The 15,996-nt window shown below is 68.7% G+C and carries 12 protein-coding genes, 1 tRNA gene, 1 pseudogene and 1 riboswitch; of the genes and pseudogenes, 6 read left to right on the top strand and 8 right to left on the bottom strand.

The features are described 5' to 3' along the window. Window positions 1–31: 31 nt before the first annotated feature. Window positions 32–278: riboswitch (cobalamin riboswitch) on the bottom strand. A gap of 328 nt (window positions 279–606) precedes the next feature. Together AB5T46_RS09995 and AB5T46_RS09990 are read right to left on the bottom strand one after the other, a co-directional pair. Continuing rightward, window positions 607–969 (bottom strand): TfoX/Sxy family protein, encoded by a 363-nt coding sequence (locus AB5T46_RS09995; protein WP_370563772.1) that lies wholly within the window; start codon window positions 967–969, stop codon window positions 607–609. Further along, entirely contained in the window at window positions 966–1,448 is a 483-nt protein-coding gene (locus tag AB5T46_RS09990; protein WP_370563771.1) for a GAF domain-containing protein, read from the bottom strand. Before AB5T46_RS09990 ends, AB5T46_RS09995 begins: the two co-directional genes overlap by 4 nt. Window positions 1,449–1,678: 230 nt before the next feature. Here AB5T46_RS09990 and bioD point away from each other — a divergent pair, with 230 nt between their 5' ends. Further along, on the top strand, window positions 1,679–2,356 hold the full coding sequence (bioD, locus tag AB5T46_RS09985; protein ID WP_370563769.1) for a dethiobiotin synthase: 678 nt from the start codon (window positions 1,679–1,681) through the stop codon (window positions 2,354–2,356). A gap of 122 nt (window positions 2,357–2,478) precedes the next feature. Here the strand turns inward: bioD and AB5T46_RS09980 are convergent, their stop codons facing one another. Next, complete coding sequence (locus AB5T46_RS09980) at window positions 2,479–5,655, bottom strand: efflux RND transporter permease subunit (protein ID WP_370563768.1); 3,177 nt, start codon at window positions 5,653–5,655, stop codon at window positions 2,479–2,481. Between the two features lie 86 nt (window positions 5,656–5,741). Continuing rightward, window positions 5,742–6,929, bottom strand: a complete 1,188-nt coding sequence (locus AB5T46_RS09975; protein ID WP_370563767.1) for an efflux RND transporter periplasmic adaptor subunit — start codon at window positions 6,927–6,929, stop codon at window positions 5,742–5,744. Window positions 6,930–7,327: 398 nt separating this feature from the next. On the opposite strand from AB5T46_RS09975, the gene AB5T46_RS09970 reads away from it, so the two are divergent. Continuing rightward, window positions 7,328–8,566, top strand: coding sequence for an efflux RND transporter periplasmic adaptor subunit (locus AB5T46_RS09970; RefSeq protein ID WP_370563766.1), 1,239 nt, complete (start codon window positions 7,328–7,330; stop codon window positions 8,564–8,566). Window positions 8,567–8,572: 6 nt separating this feature from the next. Beyond that, window positions 8,573–11,776 carry a multidrug efflux RND transporter permease subunit gene (locus AB5T46_RS09965; RefSeq protein ID WP_370563765.1) on the top strand — a complete coding sequence of 1,068 codons (3,204 nt, stop codon included), beginning with the start codon at window positions 8,573–8,575 and terminating at the stop codon, window positions 11,774–11,776. A 153-nt stretch (window positions 11,777–11,929) separates the two neighbouring features. Here AB5T46_RS09965 and AB5T46_RS09960 read toward each other — a convergent pair whose 3' ends face one another. The 3 genes from AB5T46_RS09960 to AB5T46_RS09950 form a co-directional block, all read right to left on the bottom strand. Then, window positions 11,930–12,322: a phasin family protein gene (locus tag AB5T46_RS09960; RefSeq protein ID WP_370563764.1), complete on the bottom strand. Its 393-nt coding sequence runs from the start codon at window positions 12,320–12,322 to the stop codon at window positions 11,930–11,932. Between the two features lie 395 nt (window positions 12,323–12,717). Further along, the gene (gene queD, locus AB5T46_RS09955) at window positions 12,718–13,071 is read right to left on the bottom strand and encodes a 6-carboxytetrahydropterin synthase QueD (protein WP_370563763.1); all 354 of its coding nucleotides are present in this window, start codon (window positions 13,069–13,071) and stop codon (window positions 12,718–12,720) included. A gap of 127 nt (window positions 13,072–13,198) precedes the next feature. Continuing rightward, window positions 13,199–13,275: transfer RNA gene (locus tag AB5T46_RS09950), tRNA-Met, on the bottom strand. A 138-nt stretch (window positions 13,276–13,413) separates the two neighbouring features. Here AB5T46_RS09950 and AB5T46_RS09945 point away from each other — a divergent pair. From AB5T46_RS09945 to bfr, 3 genes are all read left to right on the top strand, one after another. After that, window positions 13,414–14,013, top strand: a complete 600-nt coding sequence (locus tag AB5T46_RS09945) for an RNA pyrophosphohydrolase (protein WP_370563762.1) — start codon at window positions 13,414–13,416, stop codon at window positions 14,011–14,013. Between the two features lie 93 nt (window positions 14,014–14,106). Then, window positions 14,107–14,334 carry a (2Fe-2S)-binding protein gene (locus AB5T46_RS09940; RefSeq protein ID WP_370563761.1) on the top strand — a complete coding sequence of 76 codons (228 nt, stop codon included), beginning with the start codon at window positions 14,107–14,109 and terminating at the stop codon, window positions 14,332–14,334. 96 nt (window positions 14,335–14,430) lie between these two features. Beyond that, a complete protein-coding gene (bfr, locus tag AB5T46_RS09935) occupies window positions 14,431–14,901 on the top strand; it encodes a bacterioferritin (protein WP_370563760.1) in 471 nt (156 codons plus the stop codon). A gap of 292 nt (window positions 14,902–15,193) precedes the next feature. On the opposite strand, the pseudogene AB5T46_RS20485 reads toward bfr, so the two are convergent. Continuing rightward, window positions 15,194–15,463: pseudogene (locus AB5T46_RS20485) on the bottom strand (Hpt domain-containing protein); the annotation flags it as partial. Window positions 15,464–15,996: the final 533 nt, after the last annotated feature.

Below are 15,996 nucleotides of genomic sequence, written 5' to 3'. Positions count from 1 at the left end.
GACGCCCTCCGCATCGGCAACCGGTCAGGGGAAGGTTCCCCTGCTTCAGGCCGGTCTCCGGGCTTGCGGGCGAACCGGCGGCAAATGCTTGCCGGTTCCGGCGATCGCGCCTTCCCATGCATGCGTTCCGGAATCCGGAACCGGCACAGTGGCGATTGCGACGCCTGACTCGCTTACCGTTGCGGGGGCAGCGCCGGACTGGCCGCGAGGGCGTCACCGGCTTCCCGTTTCAACCCGGCGGCGGCTGCCGTCGGGTCACCTGAAGCGGGCCGATTGTACGCGATGCGGGGCGGTGCCGCGCCAGGCAATCCTTTCCGCTGCGACGAAGCCAGCCCCGTCGCCACGGGCGGTGTCAGTGAATAGCCCGCACCCCAAGCCGAAGATGAGGTCCATCGTGACGGGCTTGGCGATTGATTGGCACCGCCCATGGCGACGGGCTTCGTCTCGCCGCAACGGAGAAGGCTGCCTGGCGCGGCATCGCGCGCATGGCGCGCTTCTACGAACACACACGTTGCGTGCCCGCCGCCTTCGGAAACGCAGCGCCGCGAGCACGCACACGGGAGGCAACATCGGGCGTGATCGGCCATGAGTCATGGCCGAGGCGTCTCAATCGTCGTCGTCGGTCGCCGGAAAATCAGGTGGGGCCGGAGCGTCTTCCTGATGGACGGTGGTCGTCACCGGCCCCGCCGCGGGGCGGCCGCGCGGCGGCGGCAGGTCGGCGATCGCGGCCTCGGCGGCCTCGACCAGCTGCTGGCGGCGGGCCTCGGGCACCTCCTGCCAATGGCAGTCGAGCAGCGCGCCCTCGAGTGCGTAGAGCAGGTTGAGGCTGGGGCGGAAACCGGCGCGGCGCACGCGCATGTAGGCGTCGACCGGGCCGGCCGCCTCCAGGTCCTCGCGCGTGCGCAGTCCCACCTGGCGCAGCCAGGCGGCGGACTTCGGACCGATGTTGCGCATCTTGGGTGCGGTCATCGCAGCGACTCCAACCAGATCCGGGCGATGGTTTCCAGTCCGGCCTGGTCGTCGGCATCGAAGCGCGCCGTCCGCGGGCTGTCGAGGTCGAACACGCCGATCAGGGTGTCGCCCTCGTACAGCGGCACCACCAGTTCCGAACGCGAGGCAGCGTCGCAGGCGATGTGGCCCGGATAAGCGTGCACATCGTCGATCCGCTGCGTGCTGCGGGTGCGCGCCGCGGCGCCGCACACGCCCTTGTCCAGCGGAATGCGCACGCAGGCGGGCTGCCCCTGGAACGGGCCGACCACCAGCTCGGTGCCGTCGAAGAAATAGAAGCCCGCCCAGTTGAGGTCCGGCAGCGCGTGGAACACCAACGCCGACAGGTTGGCGGCGTTGGCGATCCGGTCGTGCTCGCCGGCCAGCAGCGCACGGGCCTGCGCGGTCAACTGTGCGTACTGCTCCGGCTTGTCGCCGTCGAGGCGCTGGGGTGCGAACATCCGCGCAGTGTAGCAACAGCGGCCCGGCCGCCGGAGGAGCCACTGATGCCGTTCGCCCCTGAACCTTCCGTGGTGCTTCGCCGCTCGACGCGCGTTCGCCGGACACGCGCTCCTGCCGCCGCGCGCTTTCCCGCTTTGGAGGTGTGGCGTCGAAGAGCGGCTTGCAAGCGGCGGCTTTCGCCCCTCTCAATCCCCCTTTTTCAAAGAGGGAAGCAAGGCGGAGCGCCGGCATGAGCGCGCGCAGCCTCTATGTCACCGGCACCGATACCGGCGTCGGCAAGACCCTGGTGAGCGCCGCGCTGCTGTACGCCCTGCGTGCGCGTGGGCTGCGCGCGGTCGGCATGAAGCCGGTGGCCAGCGGATGCGAACGCACGGCCGGGGGGTGGCGCAACGAGGATGCGGTCGCGTTGCGGGCGGCCAGCGATCCGTGTCCGCCCTATGCCGACGTCAACCCGTACCCGCTGCCGGCGGCGACCGCGCCGCAGCTGGCCGCGCGCGAGGCGGACATTACGATCGCGCCGGAGCCGTTGCTCGCCGCCCATGCGCGCCTGGCTGCGACCGCCGATCGGGTGGTGGTCGAGGGTGTCGGTGGCTGGCTGGCGCCGTTCGCCGACGGTTTCGAGCAATCACAGCTGGTGCACGCGCTGCAGCTGGAAGTCGTGCTGGTGGTCGGCCTGCGGCTGGGCTGCCTGAGCCATGCGCGGCTGAGTGCGCGCGCGATCGCAGCCGACGGCTGCCGCCTGGCGGGGTGGATCGGTAGCAAGATCGAGCCGGCCTTCGATCGCGACGGCGCCTACGCACAGTTGTTGCGCGACGCCTTGCCGGCGCCGTGTCTCGGCGTGCTGCCACACATGCAGCCACCCGATGCCGCCGCTGCCGCCCGCGTATTGACCTGGCCGCCCCCGTAGGAGCGGCGGCGCATCGCTGACACGCAACGATCGAAAGACCAGAAACGAGTGGAGAGGAGCGAGAAACGAGAGAAGGCGGTGCACCGCTCCTACTCGTTCCTCACTCCTCGTTCCTCGCTCTTTCAGCCGTGCTGCGGTTCCGGCGGCGGCAGGCGTTCGCCGTCGTCGTCGCTGGCCGCCTGTGCGCGGTCGTGGCTGTGGTCGCGTGCCAGGTACAGGTAGAACGCCGGCAGCACGAACAGGGTGAACGCGGTGCCGATGGTCATGCCCGAGGCGATGGTCATGCCGATCGCGAAGCGCGACGCCGCGCCGGGGCCCTTGGCGATCAGCAGCGGGAACATCGCGAACACCAGCGCCGCGGTGGTCATCAGCACCGGGCGCAGGCGGATGCCGGAGGCCTCCTCGATGGCCTCGCGCTTGCTCAGCCCCTGCTCCATCTGCAGCTTGTTGGCGAACTCCACGATCAGGATGCCGTGCTTGGCGATCACGCCGATCAGCGTCACCAGCCCGACCTGGGTGTAGATGTTGACGCTCATGCCGGGGAAGGCCTCGATGCCGGCCATGCCCAGCACGCCGCCGAGCAGGGCCAGCGCGTTGAGCACCAGCAGCGCGCCGCTGATCGCCATCGGCACCGTGATCAGCATGATCAACGCGTCGCGGAAGCTCTCGAACTGCGCCGACAGCACCAGGAAGATCATGATCAGCGCGAACACCAGCGTCACCAGCATGGTCGCGCCTTCCTGCTTGAACTGGCGCGACTCGCCGGCGTAGTCGACGCTGTAGCCCTGCGGCAGGATGTCGGCCGCGGCCTCGTCCAGCACCCGCAGCGCCTCGCCCTTGGTCACGCCGGGGCGCGGGGCGAAGGTGATGCCCACCGCGTTGAGCTGCTGGAAGCGCTTGAGCGTCTGCGGCTGCGTGCTTTCCCTCAGCGTCACCAGCGTCGACAGCGGGATCAGCTCGCCGTCGCGGGTACGGGTGTAGTAGTCCTTCAGCTGGTCGGCGTTGAGCCGGTCGCTGCGCTGCACCTGCGGGATCACCCGGTAGGAGCGGTTTTCCATCGCGAAGCGGTTGACGTAGCCGCCGGCCAGCAGCGCCGACATGTCCGCCGCCAGCGTGCGCATTTCGATGCCGAGCGTGGCCGCCTTGTCGCGGTCGATCTGCACCTCGATGCGCGGCTTGTCGATCTTCAGGTCGGTGTCGAGGAAGATGAAGCGGCGGCTGGCCTGGGCGCGCTCGATGATCGCCCCGGCCAGCTCGTTGAGCTGTTCGATCGAGCCGATGCCGCCGATCAGGAACTCGCCGCCGCCGTCGCCGCCGGCACTGGGCAGCGAGGGCGGCACCAGGGCGAAGGTGTTCAGGCCGGTGACCTCGGCCAGCTTGGGCTGCAGTTCCTGCTCCAGCACCTGCTTGGTCGAGCGGTCGCGCTGGCTCCAGGGCTTGAGCACGTAGCCGGACATCGCGCTGTTGCTGGCGCCGCCACCGCCGCCGAAGCCGCCGTTAAACAGGAAGAAGTCGTTGATCTCCGGCAGCTCGCTGGCGATCTCGGTCATCTCCTCGGTGTAGCGCTCGACGTAGTCGAGGGTGGTGTAGGCGTCGGCGCTGCTGATGGCGAAGATGAAGCCCTCGTCCTCCAGCGGCGCCGGCTCCTTGGGCGCGATGACGTACAGGAACACGCAGGACACGAGCACGAGCGCGCCGAAGATGGCGATCACGCCCTTGGTGTCGAGCGCGCCGTGCAGCTTGCCCTGGTAGCCGTTGCGCAGCCAGTCGAAGCGGGCGTCCAGCCAGGCCTCGAGCCGGCCCTTGCCCTGGTCGCCGTGGTGCGGCTTGAGGATCTTGGCGCACATCATCGGCGACAGGGTCAGCGCGATCACGCCCGACAGCAGCACCGCGCCGGCCAGGGTGAAGGCGAACTCGGTGAACAGCACGCCGGTCAGCCCGCCCTGGAAACCGATCGGCAGGTACACCGCGACCAGGGTGGTGGTCATCGCCACCACCGGCCAGGCCAGTTCTTGCGCACCCTTGAGCGCGGCATCGAGCGGCGACAGGCCCTCCTCGATGTGTCGGTGCACGTTCTCCAGCACGATGATCGCGTCGTCGACCACGATGCCGATCGCCAGCACCATCGCCAGCAGCGTCAGCAGGTTGATGGTGAAGCCCATCAGCAGCATCAGGAACAGCGCGCCGACCAGCGACAGCGGCACCGTGATCGCCGGGATCAGCACGCTGCGCAGCGAACCCAGGAACAGGAAGATCACCACGATCACGATGACCACCGCTTCCACGATCGTGGTGATCACCTCGTTGATCGCGTCCTGGATCGACTCGGTGCTGTCGTAGGGGATGGTGCCCTCGATGCCCTCCGGCAGCTGCGGGATGATCTCGTTGTCCCAGACCTCGCGCACCTCGCCGATCACGTCCAGCGAGTTCGCGTCGGGCGAGACGAAGATGCCCATGAAGGTCGCGGCATCGCCGTTGATCGTCACCGAGGTGCCGTAGTTCTCGGAGCCGAGCGCCACGTCGGCGATGTCGCCCAGCCGCACGATCGCCCCGTTCTCCTCGCGCACTACCAGCTGGCGGAACTCCTCCGGTGTGCGCAGGTCGGTACGCGCGGTCAGGTCCACCGACACCATTTGGCCCTTGGTGGAGCCGAGCGCCGAGAGCACGTTGTTGGAGCGCAGCGCGGTGGCCACGTCGCTGGCGGTGACCTGCAGCGCGGTCATGCGCTCGGGTTTCAACCACACGCGCATGGCGAACGAGCCGGCGCCGAGGATCTCGGCGCGCTGCACGCCCTCGATGGTCGCGATCCGGGGCTCGACCACGCGGGTCAGGTAGTCGGTGATCTGGTTGTTGTTGAGCCGCTCGCTGGCGAAGGACACGTACATCGCCGCGATCTGCTGGCCCTGCTGCAGATCGATCACCGGGTCCTCGGATTCCTCCGGCAGCTCGCCGCGCAGCTTGTTGACCTTGGCCGCGATCTGGGTCAGCGCCTCGTTCGGGTCGTAGTCCAGGCGGATGTAGGCCTGGATGGTGCTGGCACCGGCGGCGCTGGTGGACACCAGGTAGTCGATGCCCTCGGCGCTGGCGATCTCGCGCTCCAGCGGGGTGGTGATGAAGCCCTGGATCAGGTCGGCGTCCGCGCCGAAGTAGGTGGTGGTGACGTTCACCACCGCGTTCTGCAGCTCGGGATACTGGCGCACGTTGAGTTCGGTGAACGAGCGCAGGCCGAGCAGCAGGATGAACAGGCTGACGACCATCGCCAGCACCGGCTTGTTGATGAAGATGTCGGTGAATTTCATCCGGTTTCTCCCCCTCTCCCGCAGGCGGGAGAGGGTCGGGGGGAGGGCGAGCCCGCGGGGGCGGGCTCAGCGGTGTGGTGCATGTCTCAGCGGTTCTGCGGCTGCGGCGCTTCGTCGGTGGCAGGCTGGATGTCGTTGTTGATCGTCACCGCCGCCTCGTTGCGCAGCCGCAGCAGGCCGCTGGTCACCACCACCTCGCCGGGCTCGAGCCCGTCGGTCACCGCGACCATGTCGCCGCGGGTGGCGTCGGTGGTGATGAAGCGCTGGTTGACGACGTGTTTCGGGCCGGCCTCTTCGCCTTCCTGTTGCGCTTCGTCCTCGGCGGGCGGCGCTTCGGTGACCACGTAGACCGCATTGCCGTAAGGATTGAAGCTGACCGCCGTCTGCGGGATCACCACCACGTCCTGCGCCTGGCCCAGGTCGAAGCCGACCTTGACGAACGTGCCGGGCCGCAGTTCGCCGTCGGGATTGTCCAGCGTCGCCTGTACGGTGAAGTTGCGGGTGCTGGCGTCTGCGCCCGGCTCGATCGCGGTGATCTTGCCCTCGAAGGTCTTGTCGGGCATGGCGTCGACGCGGGCGCGGACGGTCGTGCCTTCCTGCATCTGCGGCAGGTACTGCTCGGGCAGCGTGAAGTCGAGGTAGATCGGATCCAGCGACTGCAGGCTGACGATCGCGCTGCCCGGCGCGATGTACTCGCCCAGGCTGACCTTGCGGATCCCGAGCACGCCGTCGAACGGCGCGCGGATGCGCTTCTGCGCGATCAGCGCGCGCTGGGCGTCGACCTGGGCGCGTGCGGTGGCGGCCTGGGTGGCGCGCTCTTCCGCGTCCGCCTGCGAGACCAGCCGGTCTCGGCTCAGCGCCTGCCAGCGTTCGCTTTGCACCGCCGCGAGCTTCGCCGAGGCTTCCAGCGAGTTCAGCGTGGCCAGCTCGTTGGCGGAGTTCAGCTCGGCCAGCAGGGTGCCGGCCTTGACCGGCTGTCCGGCCTCGAACGTGATCTTCTGCACCACGCCGCCGGCCTCGGTGGTGACGTCGGTGCCGTTGACCGCGACCAGGGTGCCGACCGCGTCGACGCCGCTGCTCCAGCGTTCCTGCTTCGCTTCGGCGGTGCTCACCGCCACCGGCGGCTGCGGCATGTTGTCGAAGAACTGGTTCATGCCGTAGTCCATCACGGCCTTGACGGCGAACACGCCGCCGAACACCACCAGGACGATCAACAGCATCCAGAACATGCGTTTGCGCACCGAAGGCGTGCGGGAGGTGGTGGACTTGGGCATCGGAGGCCTCGGAAAAGGTTCGGGGGAATGGATGGGGAAAAGACGGTGTGCGGAGTCTCGAGCGTCCCTGCGAGCTGGATTCGCGACGCCCGATTCATCCGGCGTTCCGGGTTTGGCGTTCTAAGCTGGGCCGGTCGCCGATCCTGCGACTGCGGGGCCGGAGTCCGACCGGGCATCGCGCGGCAGGCGGAAAACGGAAGGGCGGAGCGTAATGCGCGGCCGGCGGGCTCGCACGTGCCAGTCGTCAGATTTTGGTGCGCATGCGTGGGCGGCTCCTTGGTCGTGTGACTTTCGGCACGCGAATGGCCAGCATTCTAATGCTGTACTGAATGGTATAGCAATTAAAAAGAATCAAGCGCGCCAAAGGCGCACATCCGAATCCAGTCCCGGAGTCCCCCATGACGATGCGCCCGCGCCTTTTGGCGCTTGCCGGAACCTGTGCGTTCGCGCTGGCCGCCTGCGGCGGCGAGTCGCCGCAGCAGGCCCCGCCGCCGCCCGAGGTCGGCGTGGTGACGCTGCAGCCGGTCACGATGCCGCTGCAGCTGGACCTGGTCGGCCGCCTGTCGGCCTTCCGTAGCGCCGATGTCCGCGCACGGGTGCCCGGCGTGCTGCAGAAGCGCCAGTACCGGGAAGGCAGCGACGTGCGCGAAGGCGAGGTGCTGTTCGCGATCGATCCGGCGCCGTACCGGGCCGAGCTCGGCTCGGCGCAGGCGGCGCTGGCCCAGGCCCAGGCCAATTTCGCCAACGCCCGTGCCAGTGCCGAGCGCGCGCGCGGCTTGGCGCCGGACAACTTCATCTCCCGCGCCGACCTCGACAATGCCCTGGCCGCGGAACGCAGCGCCTCGGCCGCGGTGCAGGCGGCGCAGGCGTCGGTGGAATCGGCGCGCATCAATCTCGGCTACGCCACCGTGCGCGCGCCGATCTCCGGGCGCGCCGGCCGACAGCAGGTGACCGAGGGCGCGCTGGTCGGGCAGGGCGCCGCGACCCTGCTGGCCACGGTCGACCAGATCGATCCGCTGTACGTGAACTTCTCGATGGGCGTGTCGGAACTCGCCCGGATCCGCGCCATGCAGCTGGACCGCTCCGCGCCGGCGCAGGTGCAGGTGCTGCTGCAGGACGGCAGCGCCTATGCTCACCCCGGCGAACTGGATTTCTCCGGCGACGTGGTCGACCCCGCCACCGGCGCGGTCTCGCTGCGGGCCACGCTGCCGAATCCCGACAAGGTGCTGCTGCCGGGCGCGTACGTCACCCTGAAGGCGACCCTGGGCCAGCAGCACGGCGTGTTCCTGGTGCCGCAGCCGGCAGTGCAGCGCGACGCGGCCGGCGCCTATGTGCTGGTGGTCGGGCAGGACAGCAACGTCGCGCGCAGGAACATCCGCACCGAGCGTGCCGAGGACGGCCACTGGGTGGTCGGCCAGGGACTGGAGACGGGCGAGCGGGTGATCGTGTCCGGCGTGCAGAAGGCGCAGACCGGCCAGCCCGCCGATCCGGTGCCGTGGCAGCCGCAGGACGAGGCGAACCAGGCGCAGGGTGCGCAAACCGGGCAGGCCGCCGCGCCGGCCGCAGCTGGCACCGACGCCAACGCCGCAGAAGCGGCGGATGGCGATACCGAAGCCGAAGCCGAGCCGCGGGACTGACCGGCCATGCCGAGATTCTTCATTGACCACCCGGTCTTCGCCTGGGTCGTCTCCATCCTGATCACCCTGAGCGGCATCATCGCCGTGCTCAACATGGGCGTGGAGTCGTACCCGAACGTGGCGCCGCCGCAGGTGACGGTGTCGGCGACCTACCCCGGCGCCGACGCGCAGACCACCGAGCGCGCGGTCACCCAGGTGATCGAGCAGCAGCTCACCGGCATCGACAACCTGCTCTATTTCAACTCCACCTCCAGCTCGTCCGGCGGCGCCAACATCACCCTCACCTTCGAGACCGGCACCGATCCCGACATCGCCCAGGTGCAGGTGCAGAACAAGATCTCGCTGGCCACGCCGCGCCTGCCCTCGGAAGTGGTGCAGCAGGGCGTGGTGGTGGCCAAGGCCAATGCCGGCTTCCTGATGGTGGTGGCGCTGCGTTCCGAAAACCCGGACGTCGACCGCAATGCGCTCAACGACCTGATCGGCTCGCGCGTGCTCGAGCAGATCGCGCGCGTGCCTGGTGTCGGCAGCACCCAGCAGTTCGGCTCCGAGTACGCCATGAACATCTGGCTGGATCCGGACCGGCTGCAGGGCTACGGCCTGTCGGCGAGCCAGGCGCTGGCCGCGGTGCGCGGCCAGAACGTGCAGTTCGCCGCCGGCGCGATCGGCTCCGACCCGGCGCCGCCCGACCAGGGCTTTACCGCCACCGTGTCCGCCGAGGGCCGCTTCAGCACCCCGGAGCAGTTCGAGAACATCGTCCTGCGTGCCGACGCCGACGGCTCCACCGTGCGCCTGCGGGACGTCGCCCGGGTCGAGACCGGCGCCTCCGGTTTCGGCTTCGACACCCGATACAACGGCCAGCCGACCGGCGCCTTCGCGATCCAGCTGCTGCCCGGCGCCAACGCGCTCAGCGTGGCCGAGGCGGTGCGCGCGCGCATGGACGAGCTGGCGCCAAGCTTCCCGCAGGGCGTGAACTGGTTCTCGCCCTACGACAGCACCACCTTCGTCAGGATCTCGATCGAGGAGGTGCTCAAGACCCTGGCCGAGGCGGTGGTGCTGGTGTTCCTGGTGATGCTGCTGTTCCTGCAGAACCTGCGCGCCACCCTGATCCCGACCCTGGTGATCCCGGTCGCGCTGCTGGGCACCTTCCTCGGCCTGAGCATGATCGGCTTTACCGTCAACCAGCTCACCCTGTTCGCGATGGTGCTGGCGATCGGCATCGTGGTCGACGATGCGATCGTGGTGATCGAGAACGTCGAACGGATCATGGCCGAGGAGAAGCTGCCGCCGCGCGAGGCGACGGTCAAGGCGATGGGCCAGATCACCGGCGCGGTGGTGGCGATCACCGTGGTGCTGGCGGCGGTGTTCATCCCCAGCGCGCTGCAGGGCGGCGCATCGGGCGAGATCTACAAGCAGTTCGCGCTGACCATCGCCATCTCGATGGGGTTCTCGGCGTTCCTGGCGCTCGGCTTCACCCCGGCGCTGTGCGCGACCTTCCTCAAGCAGCACCCGCCGCACGGCGAGAAGAAAGAGAACTTCATCGTCCGCACGTTCAACAAGTACTACGACAGGATCAACCACACCTACGTCGGCCACATCGGCAGCGCGGTGCGGCACGCGCCGCGCTGGATGATGGTGTTCGCGGTGCTGACGGTGGTGTGCGGGCTGCTGTACGCGCGCCTGCCCGGCAGTTTCGTGCCCGAAGAGGACCAGGGCTACGCGCTGGCGATCGTGCAGCTGCCGCCGGGATCGACCATACAGCGCAGCCAGGCCGTATTCGAGCAGGTGCGCGGCACGCTGGAGCAGTTGGACGGCTACGAGGGCATGATGCAGGTCGCCGGCTTCAGCTTCGTCGGCCGCGGCGAGAACGTCGGCATGGCCTTCATCCGGCTCAAGGACTGGAGCGAGCGCGACCTCAGCGTTGCAGAATTCATCCAGCAGGCCAACGGCGCGCTGTCCGGCATCCGCGACGCCAGCATCTTCGTGGTCAACCTGCCGACGGTGCGCGGGCTGAGCCAGTTCGGCGGCTTCGACATGTATCTGCAGGACCGTGCCGGCGCCGGCCGCGCCGCCCTGGCCGAGGCGCGCAACACGCTGCTCGCCAGCGCGGCGCAGAACGAGGCGCTGACCGGCGTGCGCCCCAACACCCTGGAGGACGCGCCGCAGCTCCGGCTCCACGTCGACCGCGTGCAGGCGCAGGCGATGGGCCTGTCGGTCAACGACGTCTACAGCGCGATCCAGCTGATGCTGGCGCCGGTGTACGTCAACGACTACGTCGCCGAAGGCCGGATCAAGCGGGTCAACATGCGTGCCGACGCGCCCTACCGCACCGATCCGGGCTCGCTCGGGCGGTTCTACACGCCGGCCGGCGAAGTCGCGGAAGACGGCACCCGCGCGATGATCCCGCTCAGCAACGTGGTGACGCCGGAGTGGACCACCGGCCCGCCGGCGCTGACCCGCTACAACGGCTACTCGGCGGTCAACATCGTCGGTTCGCAGGCGCCGGGGCGCAGTTCCGGCGAGGCGATGCAGGCGATGGAGGAGATCGTGCGCGACGAGCTGCCCGCCGGCATCGGCTTCGACTGGACCGGCCTGTCGTACCAGGAGATCCTGGCCGGCAACGCCGCGACCCTGCTGCTGGTGCTGTCGGTGGTGGTGGTGTTCCTGGCGCTGGCGGCGCTGTACGAGAGCTGGTCGGTCCCGGTCTCGGTACTGCTGATCATCCCGCTGGGCATCCTTGGCGCGGTGGCGTTCACCATGCTGCGCGGGCTGTCGAACGACATCTTCTTCAAGATCGGCATGGTGACGGTGATCGGGCTGGCGGCGAAGAACGCGATCCTGATCGTGGAGTTCGCGGTGCAGCAGCGTACCGAGGGCAAGACCCTGCGCGATGCGGTGGTCGAGGCGGCGCGGCTGCGCTTCCGCCCGATCCTGATGACCTCGTTCGCCTTCATCATGGGCGTGACGCCGCTGGCCCTGTCATCCGGCGCCGGCGCCAACGCCCGCCACGCCTTGGGCACCGGCGTGATCGGCGGCATGCTGTTCGCGACCTTCCTCGGGCTGCTGCTGATCCCGGTGTTCTTCGTGATCGTGCGGCGGGTGCTCGGCGACGAGCTCGACGAGCCGGCGGCGGAATACCTGCTTGCGCAGGAGCGAGCCACCGGTGATGCACGAGACGGCGACCGGACCGGGCTGCCGCCGCCCAACGCCTGACGCCAAGGGCCGCGGCAGCGTCCGTGCGCCGCCGCGGCCGCACGGTTTCCGAGCAATAAAAAAACCCCGGCCGCTGTGGGCCGGGGTTTTCGTTTCGGCGACGGCCTCCGGAGAGAGAGGCGGCCGTCGGCCGGTGCTTCAGGCCTTGGTGCTTCAGGCTTTCTTGCCGGCGGCCTTGGCGGCCTTGGCGGTGTCGGCCTGGGCCTGCTCGGTGGCGGCCTCGACCTGGCCCTTGGCGATCTGGCCGATGGCCTCGTTGGTCTTCAGGGTGCGGGCGAAGACTTCCTGGCCGGCGTGGATGCTGCGCTCGACGTTCTCGCGGGCGACCTGCACGCCCTTCGGCAACACGGCTTTGTAGCCGTCGAGATCGCGGACCTCGGCAATCTCGCCCAGGAAGGCGAAGGTGGCGTTGGCGTTCGCTTCCAGGGTGCTCAGCTGCAGGCCGAAGACCTTCTCGGCGTTTTCCAGGGCCAGCTGGCCGACCTGAGACGCGGTCTCGCCGAACTGGCGGGTGGCGGCGGTGAACTGCTCGTTGAACTGATACATGGCGGATTCCTGCGTTTGGGGGACCGGCAGGGATTGCCGGGGTTGTGCGGTGCAGCATATGGCGGCTTATGTTGCAACGCAACATTGCGCCGACGAACGGCATGTCCCTGTTCAGGAATCCTTGAGTTTCAATGGGTTGGCGCTTTCCGGCTTTCACAGTCGTTCGAATCACGAATTGCCAGACCGGGCATGCCGCTGCAGGTGACTGGTCCGTTGCCATCCATGGCGCAACCCGCCAGGCTCCGGATCGCCCTGCCCGGCTGGCCGGCCCTGCGCAGCGCGCAGGGCGTTCGTCCAAGGCGCGAGGCATGCCTCGCAAACGCCTCGGCCTCACCCATGGCCGGGCGTTCGGCAACGCGCGAACTGCCGATAGGGCAGTTCGCAAGCGCGTTGCCTCACCCCCGATAGCGACAGCCGGACGTACAGGTCTCGTGCACCACCACCTCGCTCAACGCCGGCAGGCCGGGCTTGAGCCGTTCCCAGATCCAGATCGCCAGTCGCTCGCTGGTCGGGTTCTCCAGCCCCTCGATTTCGTTGAGGTAGTGGTGGTCGAGCTGCTGGTACAGCGGGCGGAAGGCGGCCTTCAGGTCGGCGAAATCCATCACCCAGCCGGTGTCCGGCCCAGGCTCGCCGGCGACATGGATCTCGATCCGGAACGAATGCCCGTGCAGGCGCGCGCACTTGTGCCCCTCGGGCACGTTGGGTAGCCGATGCGCGGCCTCGATGGTGAAGACCTTGAAGATATCCATGCGGTGATCCGTGTGGTGGTGCCCGCCCGAACGGCTGAAAAGACCCGCGCCGCAACCGGGGCACGCCGCGAGCGGCGGCATGGCCGGTAGCGCGCGCCGCTCAGGATACTCAGGGAGGAAAGACAAATGGTGGCTATGGGTGGACTCGAACCACCGACCCCAGCATTATGAGTGCTGTGCTCTAACCGGCTGAGCTACATAGCCACGGCCGCGCGCTTGCGGCGCGGCGAACCGCGAATTGTCCATGCCGGCGGGGCCGCCGTCAATGTTGACGGCACGCGCTTGTCGGTTCCCCCCGGGCGTGGCAGAGTCGGACACAGTGAAGTTTCCGGAGTCCGCGTCGTGATCGATCCGGACGGCTATCGACCGAATGTCGGCATCGTGCTGATGCATCCAGATGGCCGGGTGTTCTGGGCCCGGCGGGTGCGTCACGACGGCTGGCAGTTCCCGCAGGGCGGGATGAACACCGACGAGACGCCGCTCGAGGCGATGTATCGGGAGCTGAACGAGGAGACCGGACTGCTGCCCGAGCACGTCGCCGTGCTCGGCGTGACCCCGGGCTGGCTGCGCTACCGGCTGCCGCAGCGGGCGATCCGGCGCAACGACCGCCTGATCTGCATCGGCCAGAAGCAGGTCTGGTTCCTGCTGCAGTTCACCGGCGAGGACCGCGACCTGAAGCTCGACCTGACCGAGAAGCCGGAGTTCGACCACTGGCGCTGGGTCGATTTCTGGTATCCGCTGGACCATGTGGTCGTGTTCAAGCGCGGTGTCTATGCCCATGCGCTGCGGCATCTGGCGCCGTTCGCCCGGCAAGTGGCCGGGCCGCGGGCGGTGCCCTTCGTGAAGATCGACCCGCACCGGCCCGGCGCCCGGCGGCAGCGGGCCAAGTCCGGTCTGGGCGGCGCCGTGAACGGCAGGAGCACCGATTCGGGCTGCGCCTGATCCGGGCGCAGCCGGCCTGCATGCCTGTTAATTGACAATCATTCTCGTTTCTGGCGGAATGCGGATTCGTCCTCGAATCGTGCCTGCCCGCCCGTGTACGTTTGTCTTTGCAACGCCGTCACCGAACGCGATATCCACGAAGCCGCCGCGGCCGGCTGCTCGGCCATGTCCGAGCTGACCATGCGCACCGGTTGCGGTGCCTGTTGCGGCAGTTGCGTGCCTGCCGCCTGCGAGGTGCTGGCGCAGGCGCAACCGGCCTCCGGGTGCGAAACGACCGTCGCCGACGCGCCGGTCTTCGCGGTGATCGCCCGGGCGGCGTGAAGCCCGCGTCAGCGCAGAAAATGCGCACGATTCGCGTTCCGTCATGCAATTTTCCGCGGCGCTAGAGTAGGGGTCGTTCCGTTGCGGAGACCCCCCATGAAAGGCGATGCCCAGGTCATCAAATATCTCAACGAGGCGCTCTACAACGAGCTGACCGCGATCAACCAGTACTTCCTGCACGCCAAGATGCTGAAGAACTGGGGACTGCAGGAACTCGCCAAGCACGAGTACGAGGAGTCGATCGACGAGATGAAGCATGCGGACCTGCTGTCCGAGCGCATCCTGTTCCTCGAAGGCATGCCCAACTTCCAGGCGCTCGGCAAGCTCAAGATCGGCGAGAACCCGCGCGAGATCCTCGGTTGCGATCTTGCCTTGGAACTCGAGGCCATTCCGCTGCTGCGCGACGCGATCAAGTACTGCGAGCAGGTCCACGACTACGTCAGCCGCAAGCTGTTCGCCGACATCCTCGAGTCCGAGGAGGAGCACGTCGACTGGATCGAGACCCAGATCGACCTGATCGAGCGCGTCGGCGAGCAGAACTACCTGCAGGGCAAGATCGACGAGTAGGCCGGATGGCGCCGCGGTGGTGGGGCGGCCGGTGCCTGCCCCTTCTCCCGCTTGCGTGAGAGGGTTGGGATGAGGGCCGAATGGCGCTTACTTACGATTCTTCGCCCGATTGCGGATATCACGACACGTGCCGCGCTCCTACGGATCTCCGTCCATGTGCCCGGACTGCCCGGCCGATGCCTTGCATGTCCACGCGATCGGGCGAAGTAAGCGCCATTCGGGTGAGGGCCCTTTTGCGAGACATCAAAGCACCTTAGCCGCTCTAGCCCGGTTCCGTGAGAGGCGCCGCGCGTCAGGCCGGGGTGGTGCGGCTGCCCGACCGGAGCAGGCGCCGGGCACGGGCGAACTCGTTGGTCACCAGCGCGACCGCGACCGCGGGACGCGCCAGGCTGCCTTCACGTGCCCCGTGCTCGATGCGCCTGGCGGCCGCCGAGAGCAGCATCGCGCCGAGGTTGGCGCTGGAGGACTTGAGCGAGTGCGCTGCATCGCGCAGCGCATCGTAGTCCGGTCCGGCCGCGGCGATTTCCAGGCGCGCCAGCAGACGCGGCGTATCCTCGAGGAAGACCTCGATCAGGCGGTCGACCTCGTCGCCGAGCATCGAGCGCAGTTCGTCCAGCACGTCCTGGTCGATGACCGGGGGCGGTGGTAGACGCGGTGGTGCGGCAGGCACGGATGCCGGCGCGCCCGGTGTCGGCGGCAACGCGGCTTCGGGTGCCGCCGGCGTCTCGGCGGCAGTCGGTGGTGTGGCCGGGGCCGACAGCGTGGATCCGCCGGTGGCCATTTCCTTGTTTGTACCGGCCGTCGCGCTGCCGGCCGGGTCCACCGGCGAAGTTCGAGCCGGGGCCGTGACCGGGGCCGGCGGCGGCATCGCCGTCCGGGTCGGCTTCGCGGGGGTCGGTGCCGCTGGGCGCGCGGCGTCGGCCGAAGCCGGCGTTCGCCCGGTCTGTGGCGGTACGGGAGACGGCTGTGCCGGGGATGCCTGGGCCGGGGTCGATGCCGGGGCGGCCGGTGCCGGTGAGCCGTCGTCGGGGGGTGCACCGGTGATCGGCATCAGTGTCCACTCGGCCCGTGGCGGAGCCGTGGCGGGCGCAGGCG

Source organism: Luteimonas salinilitoris (assembly GCF_041300785.1).
GTDB classification, from domain to species: Bacteria; Pseudomonadota; Gammaproteobacteria; order Xanthomonadales; family Xanthomonadaceae; genus Luteimonas; species Luteimonas salinilitoris.
Note: the sequence above shows the minus strand (reverse complement) of the source record. Positions and strands in the feature narration are given on the sequence as shown.

Coding starts and splice junctions, on each gene's coding strand:
- AB5T46_RS09965 (WP_370563765.1), top strand. CDS start 8,573: ATGCCGAGATTCTTCATTGACCACCCGGTCTTCGCCTGGGTCGTCTCC.
- AB5T46_RS09980 (WP_370563768.1), bottom strand. CDS start 5,655: ATGAAATTCACCGACATCTTCATCAACAAGCCGGTGCTGGCGATGGTC.
- AB5T46_RS09990 (WP_370563771.1), bottom strand. CDS start 1,448: ATGTTCGCACCCCAGCGCCTCGACGGCGACAAGCCGGAGCAGTACGCA.
- bfr (WP_370563760.1), top strand. CDS start 14,431: ATGAAAGGCGATGCCCAGGTCATCAAATATCTCAACGAGGCGCTCTAC.
- AB5T46_RS09975 (WP_370563767.1), bottom strand. CDS start 6,929: ATGCCCAAGTCCACCACCTCCCGCACGCCTTCGGTGCGCAAACGCATG.
- AB5T46_RS09960 (WP_370563764.1), bottom strand. CDS start 12,322: ATGTATCAGTTCAACGAGCAGTTCACCGCCGCCACCCGCCAGTTCGGC.
- bioD (WP_370563769.1), top strand. CDS start 1,679: ATGAGCGCGCGCAGCCTCTATGTCACCGGCACCGATACCGGCGTCGGC.
- queD (WP_370563763.1), bottom strand. CDS start 13,071: ATGGATATCTTCAAGGTCTTCACCATCGAGGCCGCGCATCGGCTACCC.
- AB5T46_RS09970 (WP_370563766.1), top strand. CDS start 7,328: ATGACGATGCGCCCGCGCCTTTTGGCGCTTGCCGGAACCTGTGCGTTC.
- AB5T46_RS09995 (WP_370563772.1), bottom strand. CDS start 969: ATGACCGCACCCAAGATGCGCAACATCGGTCCGAAGTCCGCCGCCTGG.